This window comes from Pseudosporangium ferrugineum, assembly GCF_003002065.1.
Taxonomy (GTDB): Bacteria; Actinomycetota; Actinomycetes; order Mycobacteriales; family Micromonosporaceae; genus Actinoplanes; species Actinoplanes ferrugineus_A.
Genome location: NZ_PVZG01000001.1, coordinates 805812 through 823458, shown reverse-complemented (window position 1 = coordinate 823458; position 17647 = coordinate 805812). Strand labels below are relative to the sequence as shown.

The 17647-nt window shown below is 73.6% G+C and carries 13 protein-coding genes; 6 read left to right on the top strand and 7 right to left on the bottom strand.

The features are described from left to right. Positions 1 to 131: 131 nt before the first annotated feature. The 5 genes from CLV70_RS03535 to CLV70_RS03515 all read left to right on the top strand — a co-directional run bounded on the left by CLV70_RS03535 (position 132) and on the right by CLV70_RS03515 (position 5891). The gene (locus CLV70_RS03535) at positions 132 to 1376 is read left to right on the top strand and encodes a sensor histidine kinase (protein WP_106124826.1); all 1245 of its coding nucleotides are present in this window, start codon (positions 132 to 134) and stop codon (positions 1374 to 1376) included. Then, positions 1373 to 2056: a response regulator gene (locus CLV70_RS03530; RefSeq protein ID WP_106124825.1), complete on the top strand. Its 684-nt coding sequence runs from the start codon at positions 1373 to 1375 to the stop codon at positions 2054 to 2056. The genes CLV70_RS03535 and CLV70_RS03530 overlap by 4 nt, the downstream gene beginning before the upstream one ends. A gap of 99 nt (positions 2057 to 2155) precedes the next feature. Further along, positions 2156 to 3436, top strand: a complete 1281-nt coding sequence (locus CLV70_RS03525) for a glycoside hydrolase family 6 protein (RefSeq protein WP_106124824.1) — start codon at positions 2156 to 2158, stop codon at positions 3434 to 3436. Positions 3437 to 3595: 159 nt separating this feature from the next. Beyond that, on the top strand, positions 3596 to 5053 hold the full coding sequence (locus CLV70_RS03520; RefSeq protein WP_106124823.1) for an ATP-binding protein: 1458 nt from the start codon (positions 3596 to 3598) through the stop codon (positions 5051 to 5053). Positions 5054 to 5120: 67 nt separating this feature from the next. Further along, positions 5121 to 5891, top strand: a complete 771-nt coding sequence (locus CLV70_RS03515; RefSeq protein ID WP_106125033.1) for an alpha/beta fold hydrolase — start codon at positions 5121 to 5123, stop codon at positions 5889 to 5891. A gap of 103 nt (positions 5892 to 5994) precedes the next feature. On the opposite strand, the gene CLV70_RS03510 is transcribed toward CLV70_RS03515, so the two are convergent. From CLV70_RS03510 to CLV70_RS03495, 4 genes are read right to left on the bottom strand one after another with little or no spacing between them, the layout of a single operon-like run. After that, positions 5995 to 6708 carry an HAD family hydrolase gene (locus CLV70_RS03510; protein WP_158277692.1) on the bottom strand — a complete coding sequence of 238 codons (714 nt, stop codon included), beginning with the start codon at positions 6706 to 6708 and terminating at the stop codon, positions 5995 to 5997. Next, entirely contained in the window at positions 6705 to 7772 is a 1068-nt protein-coding gene (locus CLV70_RS03505; RefSeq protein ID WP_106124821.1) for a polyprenyl synthetase family protein, read from the bottom strand. Before CLV70_RS03505 ends, CLV70_RS03510 begins: the two co-directional genes overlap by 4 nt. Next, positions 7769 to 8287: a nitroreductase family deazaflavin-dependent oxidoreductase gene (locus CLV70_RS03500; protein WP_106124820.1), complete on the bottom strand. Its 519-nt coding sequence runs from the start codon at positions 8285 to 8287 to the stop codon at positions 7769 to 7771. The genes CLV70_RS03505 and CLV70_RS03500 overlap by 4 nt, the downstream gene beginning before the upstream one ends. Further along, positions 8284 to 9870 carry a GMC family oxidoreductase gene (locus CLV70_RS03495; RefSeq protein ID WP_106124819.1) on the bottom strand — a complete coding sequence of 529 codons (1587 nt, stop codon included), beginning with the start codon at positions 9868 to 9870 and terminating at the stop codon, positions 8284 to 8286. Before CLV70_RS03495 ends, CLV70_RS03500 begins: the two co-directional genes overlap by 4 nt. 219 nt (positions 9871 to 10089) lie before the next feature. Between CLV70_RS03495 and CLV70_RS03490 the strand changes: the two genes are divergently transcribed. Next, positions 10090 to 11355 (top strand): acyl-CoA dehydrogenase family protein, encoded by a 1266-nt coding sequence (locus CLV70_RS03490; RefSeq protein WP_158277691.1) that lies wholly within the window; start codon positions 10090 to 10092, stop codon positions 11353 to 11355. Here CLV70_RS03490 and CLV70_RS03485 read toward each other — a convergent pair. The 3 genes from CLV70_RS03485 to CLV70_RS03475 all read right to left on the bottom strand — a co-directional run bounded on the left by CLV70_RS03485 (position 11343) and on the right by CLV70_RS03475 (position 17546). Next, complete coding sequence (locus tag CLV70_RS03485; RefSeq protein ID WP_106124817.1) at positions 11343 to 13595, bottom strand: putative bifunctional diguanylate cyclase/phosphodiesterase; 2253 nt, start codon at positions 13593 to 13595, stop codon at positions 11343 to 11345. The two genes, CLV70_RS03490 and CLV70_RS03485, sit on opposite strands and share 13 nt — an antisense overlap. A 46-nt stretch (positions 13596 to 13641) precedes the next feature. Next, complete coding sequence (locus CLV70_RS03480) at positions 13642 to 15855, bottom strand: putative bifunctional diguanylate cyclase/phosphodiesterase (protein WP_245907989.1); 2214 nt, start codon at positions 15853 to 15855, stop codon at positions 13642 to 13644. A gap of 62 nt (positions 15856 to 15917) precedes the next feature. After that, positions 15918 to 17546: an isovaleryl-CoA dehydrogenase gene (locus CLV70_RS03475; protein WP_106124816.1), complete on the bottom strand. Its 1629-nt coding sequence runs from the start codon at positions 17544 to 17546 to the stop codon at positions 15918 to 15920. Positions 17547 to 17647: the final 101 nt, after the last annotated feature.

Sequence of the window (17647 nt, the reverse complement as noted above, 5' to 3'; positions counted from 1 at the left end):
GCCGGGAAGTGCCCGGCAAAGCGTCGTCCTGGCGTAGACATCGCCGTACCATGATCGTGGTAGCGCGGGCGGGACCCGTTACTACGACGAGAGGACGCCGGTCCGATGGCACGGGCGTACGGTCCAGGGTGATGGAGACCAACCGAACGCGGCTCAAGGCCTGGAAGGAAGCGGCGGACAAGCCTCTGCTGCTCGACATCCTGCTCGCCCTGGTGCTGGCCTACGCTGTGCTCAAGGCGGCGGTCGCGGACCGCGCCACGCCGAGCGACGTCGCCGTGGCCGGGGTGGCGTTCGTGGCGGTGCTGATGCGCCGCATCAGGCCCTTCGCCGCGCTGGGGGTGGCCATCGCCGCGACGGTCGGCGCGGTCCTGCAGCAGGTGACCAACCCGGGGCTGATCGTGGCGCTCGGCGTGATCACGTATTCGATCGCCGCGCACACCGGGCGGCGGCAGGGCTGGATCTGCGCCCTCAGCGCCTCCTCGCTGGTCTACCTGACCGGGCTGATCGTCGCCGTCGAGGACTGGTGGCGGGCCGAGACGCTCGGGGTGTTCGCGTGGATCTTCATGGCCGCGGCGGCCGGGGACGCGGCGCGCACGCACCGGGCGTACATCCACGAGGTGGAGGAGCGGGCCCGGCGCGCCGAGCAGACCCGTGCGGAGGAGGCGCACCGGGCGGTCATGGACGAGCGGGTGCGCATCGCCCGCGAGCTGCACGACGTGGTGGCCCACCACATCGCCGTGATCAGCGTGCAGGCCGGCGCGGCGGCGCACGTGCTGGACCGCCGGCCGGACCAGGTCGGGCCGGTGCTGGCGCACATCCGCGAGGCCTCCGACACGGTGCTCAAGGAGATCCAGTCGGTGGTCGGCGTGCTGCGCACCGACGAGGGGACGAGCACCGAGCCCACCCCGGGACTGTCGCGCCTGCCGGAGCTGCTGGCCACCCTGGAGTCGACCGGTTTTCCCGTACGCCTGCACCAGCGCGGCGAGCCGCGCCCGCTGCCCGCGATGGTCGACCTGGCGGCGTACCGGATCGTGCAGGAGGCGCTGACCAACGCCCACCGGTACGGAGAGGGCGCCGCCCGCCTGCTCGTCGAGTACGCCCCCAGCGGCATCGTGCTCGAGGTCGCGAACGACGTCCGCCCGATCCTGGGCCCGCAGGGTTCCGGGTACGGCCTGCTGGGCATGCGCGAACGCGCGGTGGCGGCCGGCGGGCGGGTCACGGCCGGGTACACCGGCGACGGCGGCTTCCGGGTCCACGCCGTGCTGCCGACCGAGAGCGACGCGTCCGTCCCGGAGCCGGTGTCGGAGCCGGTGGTGCGCCCGCTGTTGCGCACCCCGCGGCCCAGTTGCCTGCAGCCGAGCGAGGAGCCCGCGTGACGATCCGGGTGCTGCTCGCCGACGACCAGGCCCTGATCCGCGCGGGCTTCCGCATGATCATCGACTCGGAGCCGGGCTTCGAGGTGGTGGCCGAGGCGGGCGACGGGCGCGAGGCGGTGGACCTGGCGCGTACGGCCCGGGCCGACGTGGTGCTGATGGACATCCGGATGCCGCGGATGGACGGGCTGGAGGCGACCCGGCGGATCGGCGCGGACGACAACCTCGCCGGCGTGCGGGTGCTGGTGCTGACCACGTTCGAGAACGACGACAACGTGGTGCTGGCGTTGCAGGCGGGCGCCAGCGGGTTCCTGGGCAAGAGCGTGCCGCCGGAGGATCTGCTGCACGCGATCCGGGTGGTGGCGAGCGGCGAGGCGCTGCTGTCGCCGAAGGCCACGCGAGGGCTGGTCAGCCGCTTCCTCTCCACGCTGCGGCCGGAGGGCGCGGACCGGTCGACCACCCTCGGCCTGCTCACCGAGCGGGAGCGGGAGATCCTGGTGCTGGTCGCGCACGGGCTGTCCAACGACGACATCGCCGAGCGGCTGCACGTGTCGCCGCTGACCGCGAAGACGCACGTCAACCGCGCGATGACCAAGCTCAACGTGCGGGACCGGGCGCAGCTGGTGGTGCTCGCGTACCAGAGCGGGCTGGTCCGCCAGGGCGACCCCCTGCCGGAAGCCTGACGCGCCGGGCGCTTGAAGTTCCGGGGAGCTTGCACCTACGGTGGTCGATATATGGGAGCGCTCCCACGACTCCCCGTCCCCCATCCCTGGAGTTGCCCGATGCGTCTTCGTCTCGCCGCGGCCGCCGTCCTGGTGGCCGGCGCCGTGCTCTGGCCGGGCCCGGCCTCCGCCGCCGAATCGCCCTTCTACGTCGATCCGCAGACCGGCGCCGCCCGCTGGGTCGCCGCCAACCCCGGCGACCCGCGCGCCGCCGTGATCCGCGACCGGATCGCCGCCGTGCCGCAGGGCCGGTGGTTCACCAGCAACAACCCCGGCACGGTGGCCGCCGAGGTCGACGCGTACACCGGCGCCGCCGCGGCGGCCGGCAAGACGCCGATCATGGTCGTCTACAACATCCCCAACCGCGACTGCAGCGGCGCCAGCTCCGGCGGCCTGGCGAACCACGCCGCGTACCGGCAGTGGATCGACCAGGTGGCGTCCGGGCTCAAGGGCCGCCCGGCCGCGATCATCCTCGAGCCCGACGTGCTGCCGCTGATGACCAGCTGCCTCACCCCCGCGCAGCAGGACGAGGTCTACGCGTCGATGGCGTACGCGGGCAAGAAGCTCAGGGCCGGCTCCGCCGCCGCGAAGGTCTACTTCGACGCGGGGCACTCGGCGTGGCTCTCCCCGTCGGAGATGGCCGCCCGGCTCGTCCGCGCCGACATCGCGAACAGCGCCGACGGCATCGCGGTCAACGTCTCGAACTACCGCAGCAACGCCGAATCGATCCCGTACGTCAGGAACGTCATCGCCGCCACCGGGGTGTCCCGCCTCAAGGGCGTGATCGACACGAGCCGCAACGGCAACGGGCCGGCCGGCAGCGAGTGGTGCGACCCGGCCGGGCGGGCCATCGGCATCCCCAGCACCGACGCGGTGTCGGACCCGATCCTGGACGCGTACCTGTGGATCAAGCTGCCGGGGGAGGCTGACGGGTGCCTCGCCGCGGCCGGTCAGTTCGTGCCGCAGCGGGCGTACGACCTGGCCGTCGCGGCCGGACCGGAACCGGGCACCCCGCCGTCGACCCCGCCCGCCGGCGCCTGCGCGGTGGCCTACACGGCGAACGCCTGGTCGAACGGGTTCACCGCGGACCTGCGCGTCACCAACAACGGGCCCGCGGTGTCGTCCTGGACGCTTTCCTTCACCGTCCCGGCGAACGTCACGCTGACCAGCGGCTGGAGCGGAACCTGGACCCAGTCCGGCAGCACGGTCACGGTCCGCAACGCCGCCTGGAACGGCAGCCTCGCCACCGGGGCCTCGACCGGCACCGGCTTCCAGGCCACCTTCACCGGCGCCCCACCGGCGAACCCGTCCGGCTACACGCTCAACGGCACGCCGTGCTGACCCGGCTCGCGGGCGCCGTGGTGCCGGCGTCCGCCGGCACGATGCAGTACGACGACGTGGCCGTCTCCACCTCCCGGATCGGCTGCTGAACCCGCCACGGCCGGGACACGGATCATGTGCCCCGGCCGTGGCACCCTTGGGCGGGGAGAGGGGACAACCATGACCGAGTCCTTCCGGTACGCCGGGGCCACCGTCGAGATCGTCGAGGCGGCCACCATCCTCGCCGCGGCCCGGGTCAACCCCGTCGAGCTGCTGCGCCGCGCCACGTTCCCGCCGCCGGTGCGCCGGGCCGAGCTGACCGTCTCCAGCGCCGGCACGGCCGCCGGGCCGGTGCACGTGTTCTCCGCCGAGATCAGCACCTCGGTGAGCGACCTGCCGCAGAAGGAGCGGATCCGCGCGGTGGTGCTCGGCAACGACCCGGTCGGCACGCTGCTGGCCAAGCGCATCGAGGCCGGCGACCCGATCGCCACCCGGATCGTGGACGGCGTGGGAACGGCGGCCGTCGCGGCGTACCGGAAACTCGGTCTTGATCGCCCGAGCGCGGGTGCGCCGGACCGGGAGCCGGAGACGGCCGTCCTCGCCGACGCGACCGCCGGGCTGCAGGCGGCGGTCACCTACCAGGCCGACGGCAGCCTGGTGCGCCTGCGCGCCGAGGTGCCCCGCGACGACGTGCGGCCCGAGCACCTCACCGCCATGGTCCGGCTGGTCCTCCAGGCGGTCTCCGAGCTGCTCCCGCCGAGCTCCGAGCCGCTGGCCGGCCGGCGCTACGTGATCAGCCGGGAGAGCATCCCGCGGGTCGCCACCACCACCCAGGAGGTCACCCTCGACCAGGTCGGCGGCCTCGCCGACGTGGTGGGCGAGCTGCGGCAGATCGCGGTGTCGTTCCGCCACCCGGAGGCGATGGCCCGGTGGGGAGCGCGCCGGCCGCAGGGCATCCTCATGTACGGCCCGCCCGGCACCGGCAAGACCATGCTGTCCCGGGCGCTGGCCAACGAGATCGGCGCCGACTTCCGCGAGATCCGCACCCCGGAGATCCTCGACAAGTGGCTGGGCGGCTCCGAGCGCAACATCAAGCAGATCTTCCGCGACGCCCGCCGCTACCGGGTGCCGACGCTGATCCTCTTCGACGAGTTCGACTCGATCATCAGCTACGCGGGCGCCGGCGGGGACGCGGCCAGCCAGGCGATCAACGCCGTGGCGGGCATCTTCAAGCAGGAGATGAACGACCTCATCGAGGTGAACCCGAACGTCATCGTGGTGGCCACCACCAACTTCCCGCACCGGGTCGACGACTCGCTGATCCGCTCGGGCCGCTTCGACGTCAAGATCTCGGTGCCCAAGCCCGACGAGGCCGGCCGCGCCGAGATCTTCCGCAAGATGATCGCCCAGCTCGCGGCGGCGCACGAGGAACCGGGCTTCACGATGTTCGCCGACGGCCTGGACCTGGCCGAGCTCGCCCGGCTCAGCCACGGCATGACCGGCGCCGACATCAAGGAGGCCCTGCGTCGCGTCCAGCTGGCCAAGGCGATGCAGGACGCCCGCACCGGCGGCATGGTCGACCCGATCACCCAGCACGACCTCGCGGACAGTGTCCGGAATCTGCTCGGTCTGCCCTGACGCCCCGTTCGCCCGGCTCGGGAGGATATAACCTCGATCGAAGATGATCTTCAATGAGGGGTGGGGCATGACGGCTGTGTTCGTACACGGGGTCCCGGAGACCGGCGTCGTCTGGCGCGCCCTGCGCGAGGAGCTCGAGGCGACCGGCGTCGGCACCGTGGCGCTCGGCCTGCCCGGCTTCGGCTCCGAGCGCCCGGCGGGCTTCGGCGCGACGAAGGACGACTACGCGGCCTGGCTCGCCGGGGCGCTGCGTGACCTCGTCGGTCCGATCGACCTGGTCGGCCACGACTGGGGCGCGGGCCTGGTGGCGCGCGTGGCCACGGCCTTCGACGTGCCCCTGCGCAGCTGGGCGATCGACTGCGCCTCGGTGCTGCACGAGGACTACGTCTGGCACCCGATGGCGCAGGTGTGGCGGACACCGGGCCAGGGCGAGGAGTGGATGGCGGCGTTCGTGGCGGCCGGCCGGGGCGGCACCGGCGAGCGCGGCGAACCAGCCTGGCTGAAGAACGCCCTGCTGGAGGTCGCGGGCCCGGACGCCGGCGAACTCGAGGCGCGCATCGACGACACGATGGGCGGCTGCATCCTCGACCTCTACCGCTCCGCGACGCCGAACATCCACGCCGGCTGGGCAGCGGAGCTGTCCCGGCCCGCACCGGCACCGGGCCTCGTGCTCCGGGCGACCGGCGACACCCTCGACGACCCGGCCCGCTCGGCGGAGGTGGCGGCCCGGCTCGGCGCCCGCACCGCCCTGGTGGAGGGCGTCAGCCACTTCTGGATGATGGAGGATCCGGCGGCCGCCGCGAAGACCCTGCGCGCGTTCTGGTCCTCCCTGCCCTGACCCTCGCCGGCCCGCGGGTCGCCGCGCCGGCCGGCCCGCGGGTCGCGGTCCCCGCCGGCCGCGGGTCCGGGCGGGGGCGGGCGCCAGGGGAGCAGGGCAGCGGTCAGGACCGGCGGCCGAGCAAGCGGATGCAGTAGGGCAGGATCGTGTCCCGGTCGACCACCTGCCAGTCGTGGTGGGCGGCGAGCGCCAGCAGGTCGGCGTCGGGTTCGAAGGCCAGGGCCGTGGCGGTGTGCGCGAAGACCTCGGCGTCCGGCGCGGCGTTGCCGATCCCGATCGCGGTGCCCGGGTCGTACGGCAGAACCGACCTCAGCTCGCGCATCACCCGCTCCTTGCCGCCGGTCAGCCCCGGGGTGCACGTCAGGCGGTCGGTGAGCCGGCCGTCGACGGTCTCGCTGAGAGCGCCGCGGCTCCAGGAGATGCCCAGGTCGAGGGCGGCCTCCTGAATCGGGACATCCGAGTTGCCGGAGATCAGGTGGATCTCGAAGTCGTGGGCCTTGAACAGGGCGATCAACTCCTCGGCGAACGCGAAGAGGCTCCGGCGGCAGGTCTGCCAGGTGCCGGCGGCCACCGCGCGCACGTCCGGCTCGGCGACGCCGTTCAGGGTTGCCGCGTACGCCCGGTAGGCCTCGGTCATGATCCGGTCCCGGGATGCCTTGTCGCCGGCTGCGGCGGTGTACCGCGCGATAGCGCGCAGACAGGCGCGGGCCTCGGCGGCGTCGCCCACGCCGTGCTCGATCAGATCAGTCATGAACTGCCTGCCGAGCACGCCGGGCAGCAGCGTGCCGTCGAGGTCGACGACGACGTGACGGGTCACGAATCGCGCTCCACACAGAGCATCGCCAGCTTCCGGAGGGTCGCCCGCGCCCGCAGCCGCGGGGCGTCGTCGAGCGCGGTCAGGGACTCCCGGTACCGTTCGGCGATCATCGCCTCGACGATCTCCGGCGCACCGGTGGCCGCGATGACCTCGCGGGCCGCGCGGGCCTCCGGCTCGGTCAGGCCGGCCCTGCCGACCAGGCTCTCCAGCAGATCCCGTTGCGTGGCGGTGGCGCGCCGCGCGGCGATGGCGAGCAGGACGGTGCGCTTGCCCTCGCGCAGGTCGTCGCTGACCGGCTTACCGGTGAGGAGCGGGTCCCCGAAGATCCCGAGGAGGTCGTCGCGCAGCTGGAACGCGTCGCCGAGGGGGAGGGCGAACCGGCTGAGCGTTTCCAGCAGACCGGCGTCGGCGCCCGCCAGCGCGGCTCCCACGTGCAGCGGACGCTCGACCGTGTACTTGGCGGTCTTGTAGCGGATGACGGCCATCGCCGCCCGCTGGTCGGTGATCGGTCCCAGGGCCGTCATCAGATCCAGGTACTGGCCGTAGTGCATCTCCTCGCGCATGACGTCGATCACCGAGGCCGCCGCACCCCGGCGGCCGGCGGGGACCCCGGCGGTGGTGTACAGCTCGTCCGACCAGGTCAGGGCCATGTTGCCGATGAGGAGCGCGGCGCTCGCGCCCACCTGCGCCGCCCTGTCGTGGTGGCCCAGGCGGGCGGCGATCTCCCGGTGGACGGTGGGCCGGGAGCGGCGGGTGTCGGTGTTGTCGATGATGTCGTCGTGGATCAGCGCGAAGGCCTGATACAGCTCCAGCGCGGCGGCGGTCCGGAGCACGGGTTCGGGCAGTCCGTCGCCGCCGGCAGCCTGCCAGCCCGCGAGACACAGCAGCGGGCGGAGCCGCTTGCCGCCGGCGGCCACGAAGCTCTCCAGCGTGGCCGGAATTTCGGACGGCAGTGCACCCTTCCGCGCGCGTTCCCGCTTGCCGGCGAGGAAGGTGAGCAGGTACTCCGTCACCTGCTGCCGGGCCTCGTCCAGGTCGATCATGGTGCTCGGCGGGCTGCTCATCGTTCTCCGTCCCGTACGGCGACGACCCTGTCGAGGGCGAAGATGCGGAAGGCGGTGTGCCCGCTGGAATCCAGATAGTTCTGGTAGGCCGGCCCGAAACCGGTATAGAACGCCCAGACCTCGGCGTGTTCCTCCCCGGTCAGCAGCCGGGCCCTGACCGGTATCACCGTGTCGCCCGTGGTGACCGTCGCCGCCGGCTCGGCGAGCAGGTTGGCGGACCAGTCGGGGTGTCCGGAACGGCCGAAGTGGGACGCGACCACCGCGAAGGAGTCCGCACCGTGCGGCTTGTAGAACAGCGGCGTGGTGCGCGGCTTCCCGGTTCGCCGGCCGGTCGTGGTGAGCAGCAGCGTGGGAGCGCCGGTCGTGCCGCCCACGCTCACGCGACCCCGGCTACGGGCCAGCAGGAAGCGGTCGGCGGGCACCATGGCCCGGCGCATGAAGCCGATGAACCACGGCTCGGGAGCGAGTCTCACCATGAGCTTCCAGAGCCCGGCCTGTACGCGTGCGGGGATCATGCGCCGCGGATGAGGTCGGCCGCGCGTTCGGCGAGCATGATGGTGGCGGCGTTGGTGTGTGCGCGGGGGATGACGGGCATTGCCGACGCGTCGACCACCCGCAGGCCGGCGATGCCGCGGACGCGGAGCTCCGGGTCGACCACCGCTTCCTCGTCCGTGCCCATGCGGCAGGTTCCGACGTGGTGGTAGACGGTGTCGGCCCGGTGCCGGACGTGGTGCTCCACGCTCGCCTCGTCGTCCAGGTCCAGGTCCGGGTGCCACGGCTCGCCGGCGTACGGGGCCAGAGCGTGTGTACCGAGGATCCGCCGGGCGACGGCGAGCCCCCGGATCAGCCGCCGCAGGTCTTCCCCCGCGGGATCGAGCAGATACCCGGGGTCGATCTCGGGCGCGTCGTCCGGCGAGGACGATCGCAGCCGTACGCGTCCCCGGCTCCGCGGCTGCAGGAGGACGACCGCCAGGGTCAGGGCGTGCTCCGCCGGCGGGTCGATGCCGTGGTCGACGAACGCGGCCGGAAGGAAGCTGATCTCCAGATCGGGTGCCGCGTGGACCGGGGAACTGGCGGCGAAGTAGGCCGCCTCGGCCACGTTGGAGGTGAGCGGGCCCGTGCGGTCGCGCTCGTAGGCCGCCTGGGCCTCGGGGCTGCCCGCGGCGGCGAGGGTGACCTCGCGCCGGCAGTGGACGATCAGCGGGGCGAAGAGGTGGTCCTGCAGCCCCTGACCGACTCCGTCGAGCGGCCGGACGCAGTCGATGCCGTGTTCCGCGAGGTGCTCGGCGGGCCCGATGCCGGAGAGCATGAGCAGCTGAGGGGAGTTGATCGCGCCCGCGCTGAGTATGACCTCACGCCGCGCGAGGAGCGTCACCACCCGCCCCTCCCGGTCGGCGGCCTCGACGCCCGTGGCCCGCCCGTCCTCCACGAGGATGCGGCGTACGTGCAGGCCGGAGCGGACGTCGAGGTTCTCCCGGCCGAGCCCGCGCAGATAGCCGTCCGCCGTACTCCAGCGTCGCCCGTCCCGCTGACTCGTGGGCAGCCGGGCGACGCCGGTGCTGTCCGGGGCGTTGGCGTCGGCCGACCGGGGCAGGCCGAGCTCGTCGCAGGCGGCGAGGAACACGTCGGTGACCTCCAGCCGGCTGCGGACGTCCTCGACGTATTGCGGTCCGTCGGTGCCGTACAGGCCGGGACCGGTCGTCCCGGTGCGGCGCTCGGCGCGACGGAAGTACGGCTCGACGTCGTCGTAGGTCCATCCGGGGGCGCCGCCCTGTGCCCAGCCGTCGAAGTCGGCCCGGTGACCGCGGGTCCAGACGTTGGCGTTGAGCGACGAACTGCCGCCGAGGATGCGGCCGCGGGGCACCCGCACCTCCCGTCCGGCCAGACCGGGCTGCGGGGTGGTGCGGTAGTCCCAGTCGTGCTCGGTGCCGAACAGGGTGGGGAAGGCCAGCGGGATGCCGACAGCCGGATGGTCGTCCGGGCCGCCGGCCTCGATCACCGCCACCCGTGCCCGCGGGTCGGCGGCCAGGCGGGCGGCGACCACGCTGCCGGCCGAGCCCGCTCCTACGACGAGATAGTCATAGCTCGAGGTATTCATGACCGTCCTCAGTGGTGACGCCGCGGTACGGGCATGGCGGCGATGGTTGATCACTGGTGTCAATCTGATGGTCTTCCGGCGGTGAACGGCACCCTTCGCGGCGACTTCTGGCCTTTTCATACCTGCAAGAGTGGAAATAAGTCCCTCGTCGCCCGCTGCCCCTTGTCGCCGGCATCGTCCGAAGTGAGCCTTCTCGTACCGAGAGACAGTGGGGGCACGATGACTCAGGACGAACCGTTCCTCGAACTCGACGGCTCGATCGACGAGACGGCAGCACGGTGGCGGGCGAAAGCACGGGCCTTCGCCGCGGAACACGCGGCGCCGATCGGGCGCCGCCTCGACGTGATGAGCGCGCAGGAGGCGGTCGCATCCGGTTCGCCGTACTTCGACTTCCTCGGCGCCGCCACCGCGGCCGGATTCCTGACGATGACCGCACCTGCGGCGTACGGGGGGCCGGGACTGTCGCGCCTCGCCGAGTATCTGGTCGTGGAGGAGCTGGCGACCGGTGATGCGGGCCTGGCGACCAGCCTGTTCATCGCCCCGATGGCGTACCGGTACGCGCACGACTTCGGCAGCCCCCGGCTCGTCGAGGAACTGAGCCGTCCGTACTTCACCGGGCAACGGCCGGAGTGGTCGAGCTGCTTCGCCATCACCGACGCCGGCCACGGCTCCGACATGATGGCCTCGCACACCCCCGCGTTCGCCGTGCCGGGCGGGGACGTCATCGCCCGCCGGGACGGTGACGAGTGGGTCCTCGACGGCACCAAGGCCGCCTGGACCAGCAACGCGATGACCGCGACCCATGCCCTGGTCTGCTGCACGATCGACCGGACCAGTCTCGCCCGCGGCGGCATCGCCGTGGTCCCGCTGGACGTGGACGGGGTCACCCGCGGGCGGCCGCTGGACAAGCACGGCCTGCGGTCACTGAACCAGGGCTCGCTCAGCTTCTCCGCCGTTCGCCTGCCCGCGGACCACCTGCTGATCGGCGAGGACGCGTACGCCACCGCCATGCAGGCGACGCATGCGCTGGCGAGCGTCTCCATGGCGCTGCTGGCCTTCGGTACCGCCCGGGCCGCGTACGAGGGTGCCCTGCGCTGGGTGCGTGAACGGGTACAGGGTGGCCGGATCCTCAGCGAGCATCAGGCCACCCAGCTGCGCATCTTCCGGATGTTCGGCAAGCTGGAAGCCGCCCGGGCCCTGACTCGTGCCGTGTTCCTGCACAACTACGGCCGGACCGACGCCGGCGGCATGGGCTCCCTGGCGCACGCCGCAGCCGCCAAGGTCTTCGTCACGGAGGCCGCTGTCGAGATCTGCGGCATCGCCTTCCAGCTCTGCGGGGCCAGGGCCACCCAGCGCGACGGCGTCCGCTTCACGGACGGTTCCGTCTTCTACCCCGAGAAGCTTCTGCGCGATGCCAGGTCATTCATGGTTGCGGACGGCGAGAACGACCTGCTGTCCCTGTTGGGCGCGGCTCACCTGCTCTGAACGTGGACCGCGGCGGCCGGCGACGGACCGGGGGTGAGGAAGGACGGCTCGGGGGAGGGGCGGCCGAAGTGGTAGCCCTGGGCCAGCTCGTAGCCGAGCCGGTGCAGCTCCGCCGCCTGTTCCGCGGTCTCCACGCCCTCGGCCACCGCCGTGAGGCCCAGGCCCGCGCTCACCTGGATCAGCGCGGTCGCGATCACCGCGTGCCGGCCGGCCATCGTGATGGAGTCGACGAAGGACTTGTCGACCTTGAGGACGTCGACCGGGACCGTCTGGAGCAGGCCGAGGGAGGAGTGGCCGGTGCCGAAGTCGTCCAGGGCGATGTGGACGCCGAGGTCGTGCAGGTCCTGCACCGACTGCACGGCCTGGCCGCCGCCGAAGACGGCGGTCTCGGTGACCTCGACCGTCAGGCGGCCGGCGGGCAGGCCGGTCTCGTCGAGGACCGCCGCCACCAGGGCGGCGAAGCCGGGCTCGGCGAGCTGGCGGGCGGAGACGTTGACGCTCATCCGGGCCGGCGCCAGGTCGCCGTACGCGGCCTGCCACTCCATCGCCTGGGCGCAGGCCGTCCGCAGGATCCACTCGCCCAGCTCGACGATCAGGCCGTTGCGTTCGGCGGCCGGGATGAAGTGGTCCGGGGGCACCGTGCCGCGTTCCGGGTGGGCCCAGCGGACCAGGGCCTCGACGGCGACCGGGCGCCCGGACGGCAGCGCCACGATCGGCTGATAGACGACGCGGAACTGGCCGGTGTCCAGGGCCGTCCGCAGCTCCGCGCCGACCCGGGCCTGCTCGTCGGACTGCTCGTCGAGGTCGGCGGCGTAGCGGCGGGGGCGGTCCGCGGCGGCGGCCTTGGCGGCGTACATGGCGACGTCGGCGCGGCGCAGCACCTCGTACGGGTCCGCCGTGCCGGCACCGTCCGCGACGCCGATGCTGGCGCTCACGAGCAGCTCGTGGTCGCCGGCGACGATGGGTTCGCGCAGGGCGTCGGCGAGCCGCGCCACGGCCCGGTCCGCCTCCGCGCCGGTCGCCCCGGGCAGGAGGACGGCGAACTCGTCCCCGCCCATCCGGGCGACGAGCACCTCCGGCGGCAGCGCCGCGCGCAGCCGCTGGCCGGCCACGGTGAGCAGGCGGTCGCCGACGCCGTGGCCGAGCCGGTCGTTGACGCCCTTGAAGTCGTCGAGGTCGAGCAGCGCCACCTGGGTGCGCCCGGCGGCCAGGGCGGTCCGCAGGTCGCGCTCGAAGCGGCGCCGGTTCGCCAGGCCGGTGAGGTCGTCGGCCATCGCCAGGTCCTCGAGCTGGTCGGCCTGCCGCTGCACCTGGCCGACGAAGCCGGACATGCGGACCACGACCAGCAGGAAGAGCAGCACCGCGCCGGCGGCGATGACCAGCCGGTCGACGTGGTCGCCGCTGCCGGGCAGGAACAGCAGGCCCGGGGCGAGCAGCGAGCAGACGGCGAGCAGCAGCAGCCGGGCCCGGCCCACCCGGGCGTCACGGGCCTGCCGGCGGGCCGTTCCGGCGACGCGCATCGACGGGTGCAGCGCCGCGGCGCCCCAGCAGACGTACGACAGCAGCCAGCCGGCGTCCAGGAACCGGGCGTTCACGTCCGAGTAGAGCGAGATGAGCGAGTAGCAGACGTCGGCCACGAGCAGGAGCACCGCGGCGGCGCCGAGCAGCCGGATGCTGGTCGAGCGCCGGACGACGCCGGTGTAGAAGCGGGCCAGCATGGCGAGCAGCAGCGCGTCGGCCGCCGGGTACGCGACGCCGATCACCCGCTCGAGGGTCGAGGCGGTCGAGTCGGCGGCGATGGGGTGCATCACGAAGACCCAGAAGACCAGGCCGAGGCCGATCGCGACGATGGACGCGTCGATGAGGGCGGCCAGGTCGCGGTCCCGGGCGCCGCGGCCGCGCATCAGCATGATCATCCCGGCCACGAAGAACGGGTACGCGCTCAGGTACAGGACGTCCGCCGGGGACGGGTACGGCTCCTGGTCCAGGACGTACTTGTAGTACTCCCACACGAGGTCGCCCAGGACCCAGGTGAGCTGGCCGGCGGCGAACCAGTACCACATGGCGCGGCGGCCGGCCCGGTGCAGCCGTACGCCGACGATGATCATGACGGTGGAGACCAGCCCGATCGCGTCGTACACGAGGTTCGAGACGAGGCCCTCGTCCGGCAGCAGGAAGTAGGCGGCCGTGGCCAGCGACCCCGCCGCTACCCACCACCACCAGAACCGCTCTCCCCGCACGTCCTGACATCGGCGGCGGCGGGACCCAGCTGAGGTGTCCGCCCGCTCAGGAGATCGCGGCCACATCGCTACGGGCGAAGCCGGGGACGGCGAGGGGCGTACCGAAGTAGTCGCCCTGCGCGTAGCGGTATCCGAGCCGGTGCAGCTCGGCGGCCTGTTCGGCAGTCTGCACGCCCTCGGCCACGGCGGTCAGGCCGAGCCCGTCGCTCACCTGTAGCAGCGCGGTGGCGATGACGGCGTGCCGGCCCGCCCGGGTGATCGAGCCGACGAACGAGCGGTCGATCTTGAGCAGGTCGGCGGGCACGTGGTCGAGGACGCCCAGCGACGAGTGGCCGGTGCCGAACTCGTCGAGCCCGATCGGTACGCCCAGCTCGTGCAGCTGCTCCAGCGTCCGCACCACCCGGCCGCCCCGCAGCACCGCCGTCTCGCTCACCTCGAGGGTCAGGTGGTGGATCGGCAGCCCGGTCCGGGCGAGGGTGGTCGTGACCAGCTCGGGGAAGCCCGGCTCGGCGAGCTGGCGGGCGCAGACGTTGACGTTGACGCGGGCGGGCGCGGCCGGGCCGAGGGTGCGGTGCCATTCCGCGGCGCGCGCGCACGCCGTCTCGAGGATCCAGGCGCCGAGCTCGACCATGAGGCCCGTGCGTTCGGCGACGGGCAGGAACTCGGCCGGGGCGATCGGCCCGCGTACGGGATGATCCCAGCGCACGAGCGCCTCGACGGCGGCCATCCGGTGGTCGGGCAGGGACACGATCGGCTGATAGACGAGGTGCAGCCCGCCGGTGTCGAGCGCGGTCCGCAGCTCCGCGCCCAGCCACGCCTCGTCGGCCGCGCGGACGTCCAGGTCGGCGGTGTGCCGGCGGTGGCGCTCGCCGGCCTGCTTCGCGGCGTACATGGCGACGTCCGCCCGGCGCAGGACCTCGTAGCCGTCCGTGGTGCCGGCGTCGTCCGCGGTGCCGACGCTGGCGCCGACGAGCAGCTCGTGCCCGTCGACCCGGACGGGCTCGCGCAGCGCCTCGACCACCCGGCCGACGACCTGGTCCATGGCCGCCGGGGTGGCGTGCGGCACCAGGACGGCGAACTCGTCGCCGCCCATCCGCGCGACCAGGTCGCCCTCGCGCAGCGCGCCCTGCAGCCGCGCGGCGACGGTCTGGAGCAGGCGGTCGCCGGCGGCGTGGCCGAGCCGGTCGTTGACGTCCTTGAAGCCGTTGAGGTCGAGCATGGCCACCTGGGCGGAACCGGCGGCGACCGCCGCGGTGAGGCGCTCCTCGAAGACCCGCCGGTTCGGCAGGCCGGTCAGCGCGTCCCGCAGGGCCAGCTCCTCCAGCAGCCCCGCCTGGCGCTGCACCTCCGTCACGAAGCCGGACATGCGGGCGAGGACGAACAGGAACAGCAGCACCGCGCCGACCCCGATGGCGGGCCAGTCCACCCCGGCGGCGCCGGCGGTGAGGCCCTGGGCGAACAGCGCCGCCGGCACGAGCAGGGTGCAGGCGGCCAGCAGGGTCAGCCGGCCGCGGCCCAGGCGCGGGGCGGCGGGACCGGCCGGCGGGTCCGCGGCACCGGCCGAACGGTGCAGCGCGGCGGCACCCCAGGCGACGTTCGCGAGGATCCAGCCGACCGCGATCGGGCCCTCCAGGTCGGGCGCGTACGCCGTCACGACCTGGTACGCCGCGTCGGACGCGAGCATGCCGGCCACCCCCGCGGTGAGCAGCGCCAGGCTGAGCGTCGGGCGCCCCGACCGGGTCAGCAGGCGCACGGCGACCGCCAGCAGCAGCAGGTCACTCACCGGGTAGGCGGCCCCGACCAGGCGCTCCAGCGCCGGGATGGACGCGTCGGCGGCGATCGGCCCCACCAGGAACACCCACCACACCAGCCCCAGCCCGGTGGCGATGATGGCCGAGTCGAGCAGGCCGGCCCGGTCCCGGGCGAGCCGCCCCCGCGCGATCAGCAGGACGCCGGCGGCCAGCAGCGGGCAGGTGGCGAGGTAGAACACGTCGGCCAGGGACGGGAACGGCGGCTCGTCCAGCACCTGCCGGTAGATCTCGTACGTGATGTCACCGGCCAGCCGGACCAGCACGGCGGCGGCGAAGACGTACCAGCCGGTGCGGTGCACGGGCCGGCGGCGCCGGATGCCGGCCAGGACCGCGAGCAGCGTCGCGACCTCGAAGCCGTTGTAGAGCACCGCCGCGGCCGGGGTGCCGTCGTCCAGCAGCGGGTACGCGACGGTGACCAGCAGCCCCGCCGCCAGCCACGCCACCGTCACCCGGTCACCCCGTAGGTTCCGCACACCCACGCCATCGGCAGTGATCCGCGACACCTGAACCTTCACCGGGCCGCGGGCAGCGCGCGGTCGGTCAGGGCGGCGGTGTCGACGCCGGCGGGCAGCGTGCCGAAGGTGTGCCCCCAGTCGCCGGCCAGGCGGCTCGCGCAGAACGCGTCGGCGACCGCGTGCGGAGCGTGGCGCACGAGCAGCGCGCCCTGCAACACCAGTGCCATCCGCTCCACGATGCGCCGCGCCTGCGGCTCCGGGTCGTCCGCGGCGAGCAGCGCGGTCAGCCCGGCCGCCGCCTCGTCCAGGCGGCGGTCGGCGCCCGCCGCCGCGTCGATCTCCGCCCGGTACGCGTCGAGGCTGCCCGGGTCGCGGCGCAGCGCCCGCAGCACGTCCAGGGCCTGGACGTTGCCCGAGCCCTCCCAGATCGAGTTCAGCGGGGCGTCGCGGTACAGCCGGGGCAGGCCGGAGTCCTCGACGTACCCGTTGCCGCCGAGGCACTCGAGGGCCTCGCCGACCACCGCCGGCTGGCGCTTGCAGACCCAGAACTTGCCGATCGGCACGGCGAGCCGGCTGAAGGCGCGCTCGGCGGCGTTCCCGCGTACGCCCCGGTCGACGGCCCCGGCCAGCCGCAGGGCCAGCGCCGTCGCGGCCTCGGTCTCCACCGCCAGGTCCGCGCAGACGTTGCGCATCAGCGGCTTGCCGATCAGCGGGCCGCCGAACGCCGACCGGTGCCGTACGTGATGGACGGCCTGCACCAGCGCGGCCCGCATCCCGGACGCCGAGCCGGTCACGCAGTCCAGCCGGGTCATCGCCACCATGTCGATGATCGTGCGGATGCCGTCGCCCTCGGCCCCGACCGGCCACGCCACCGTGTCCTCGAACTCCGGCTCGCTGCTGGCGTTGCTGCGGTTGCCCAGCTTGTCCTTGAGCCGCTGGATCCGGAACGTGTTGCGGCTGCCGTCGGGCAGCACCCGCGGAACCAGGAAGCACGACAGGCCGGCCGGCGCCCGGGCGAGGACCAGGAACAGGTCGCACATCGGCGCGCTGGTGAACCACTTGTGGCCGCGCAGCCGGTAGGTGCCGTCGCCGGCCGGGGTCGCGGTGGTCGAGTTCGCGCGGACGTCGGAGCCGCCCTGCTTCTCGGTCATGCCCATGCCGGCGAGCAGTCCCCGCTTGGTTTGCGGCGCGCGCAGCCCCGGATCGTACGCGCGGCTCGCCAGCAGCGGCCCGTACGCGGCGGACAGCTCGGGGGAGTGCCGCAGGGCGGGCAGCACCGCGTACGTCATCGAGATCGGACAGGTGTGCCCGGCCTCCACCTGCCCCCACACGAACAGGCCGGCGGCCCGTGCCACGTGCGCCCCCGGCCGCGGATCCGACCACGGGGTGCCGGCCAGCCCCTCGGCCACGGCCACGTCCATCAGCCGGTGCCAGGACGGGTGGAAGTCGACCTCGTCGGTGCGGTGGCCGTACCGGTCGTGGGTGAGCAGGCGCGGCTCGTGCCGGTTGGCCTCGTCGCCCCAGCGCTGCGCCTCCTCGCCGCCGCCCAGCTTGCCCAGGCGGTGCAGGTCGTCGGCGGCCCAGCCGGCGCCCTCCCGCTCCACCGCCTCCAGCAGCGCGGCGTCGGCGGCGATGTCGTGACCGGCGAGCGGCGGCGGCTGGTTGACGACCTCGTGCGTGCCCACCCGGTGAATCTAGTACCGGAGTGTGGTGGCGGTCACGGGGTGTTGCGCGGAAAGTGGCGGCGTCCGCGTAGGGTTCGCCAGAGGCCCGCGTCGAGGAATGG

What these genes read in the sequence shown, in the direction of transcription:
- CLV70_RS03535 (WP_106124826.1), top strand. Translation starts at nt 132, where the DNA reads ATGGAGACCAACCGAACGCGGCTCAAGGCCTGGAAGGAAGCGGCGGAC.
- CLV70_RS03525 (WP_106124824.1), top strand. Translation starts at nt 2,156, where the DNA reads ATGCGTCTTCGTCTCGCCGCGGCCGCCGTCCTGGTGGCCGGCGCCGTG.
- CLV70_RS03520 (WP_106124823.1), top strand. Translation starts at nt 3,596, where the DNA reads ATGACCGAGTCCTTCCGGTACGCCGGGGCCACCGTCGAGATCGTCGAG.
- CLV70_RS03515 (WP_106125033.1), top strand. Translation starts at nt 5,121, where the DNA reads ATGACGGCTGTGTTCGTACACGGGGTCCCGGAGACCGGCGTCGTCTGG.
- CLV70_RS03505 (WP_106124821.1), bottom strand. Translation starts at nt 7,772, where the DNA reads ATGAGCAGCCCGCCGAGCACCATGATCGACCTGGACGAGGCCCGGCAG.
- CLV70_RS03500 (WP_106124820.1), bottom strand. Translation starts at nt 8,287, where the DNA reads ATGATCCCCGCACGCGTACAGGCCGGGCTCTGGAAGCTCATGGTGAGA.
- CLV70_RS03495 (WP_106124819.1), bottom strand. Translation starts at nt 9,870, where the DNA reads ATGAATACCTCGAGCTATGACTATCTCGTCGTAGGAGCGGGCTCGGCC.
- CLV70_RS03490 (WP_158277691.1), top strand. Translation starts at nt 10,090, where the DNA reads ATGACTCAGGACGAACCGTTCCTCGAACTCGACGGCTCGATCGACGAG.